Source organism: Actinoallomurus acaciae, from assembly GCF_042429965.1.
Classification (GTDB): Bacteria; Actinomycetota; Actinomycetes; order Streptosporangiales; family Streptosporangiaceae; genus Actinoallomurus; species Actinoallomurus acaciae.
In genome coordinates this window covers 1-1,001 of sequence record NZ_JBHLZP010001130.1, presented here as the reverse complement: position 1 = coordinate 1,001, position 1,001 = coordinate 1, and the positions used below count along the sequence as shown (strand labels likewise).

Here is a 1,001-nt window from a genome sequence, read left to right as displayed (position 1 = left end):
CAGTTCTCGCTGTATAACTGGCTCAAGCGTTCTGTCTGCTCGCTCAAGTGCTGCACCTGCTGACTCAACTTCATGACCCGCTCGTTCAGCATCGCGTTGTCCCGTTGCGTAAGCGAAAACATTTTCTGCAATTCCCCGAAGGCGCTCTCCCATTCGTTCAGCCGCTGCATATAGTCCTGTTGCAGTTGCTCTAATGCGTTCAGCAAATGTCTTTCCAGTTCCGTCATGCTCTGTCACTCCTGTACCAATCTCACTGCGTTCAGTTTGCCGTTGTCCTCCGTCCAGTTCGTTTCGGCTTTCATCCCCTTCGGCAACACCAGAAAACGTCCGTTGCTGTCCTCGTGATAACGCACACCCCATGTCTTCGCGTTCAGCTTCTCCAGACTCTCTTTCTGCTCGCGGAGAATATTCATGTTCGCGTTTATCTTCATGCCCTGGTACCACAGCAGGCTCCCGGTCGTGGCAAACATCAGCACTGAGACGATAATCAGCCACAGCCAGCGTTTCACGCTCATTTTCAGTACGGTTTTCCAGTGTGTATCCATCGTGCTGACGGTCGTTTTCTGATATCTCTCCAGCAGTTCTTTCAGGGCTGTTGTATGGTCGTTGATAGCGTTCCTGATTAAAGATTCGTTTGAGGTCAGTTCCCTGTTTACAGATTCTTCGAGCTTCCTGAACTCGTCGTTCAGCATTTTCTCTGTAGATTCGGCTCTCTCTTTCAGCTTTTTCTCGAACTCCGCGCCCGTCTGTAAAAGATTGCTCATAAAACGCTCCTTTCAGTCTGATATTCTTCCCGCCGTTCGGGTCTGCAATGCTGATACTGCTTCGCGTCACCCTGACCACGTCAATCCCTGCCTCTGTGAGCGCCTGAATCACATCCTGACGGCCTTTTATCTCTCCGGCATGGTAAAGTGCGTCTATACCTCGTGTGACGCCCTCAGCAAGCGCCTGTTTCGTTTCCGGCAGGTTATCAGGGAGAGTCAGTATCCGGCGGTTATCCG

At 51.3% G+C, this 1,001-nt stretch carries 2 protein-coding genes; both read right to left on the bottom strand.

Annotated features, from left to right (window positions below; genetic code table 11):
• Window positions 1-227 (bottom strand): MbeD family mobilization/exclusion protein (locus tag ACFFNX_RS52540; RefSeq protein ID WP_378213745.1); only part of this gene is annotated, 227 nt, incomplete at its 3' end.
• Window positions 228-233: 6 nt separating this feature from the next.
• Window positions 234-764, bottom strand: a complete 531-nt coding sequence (locus ACFFNX_RS52535) for an MbeB family mobilization protein (protein ID WP_077784083.1) — start codon at window positions 762-764, stop codon at window positions 234-236.
• Window positions 765-1,001: the final 237 nt, after the last annotated feature.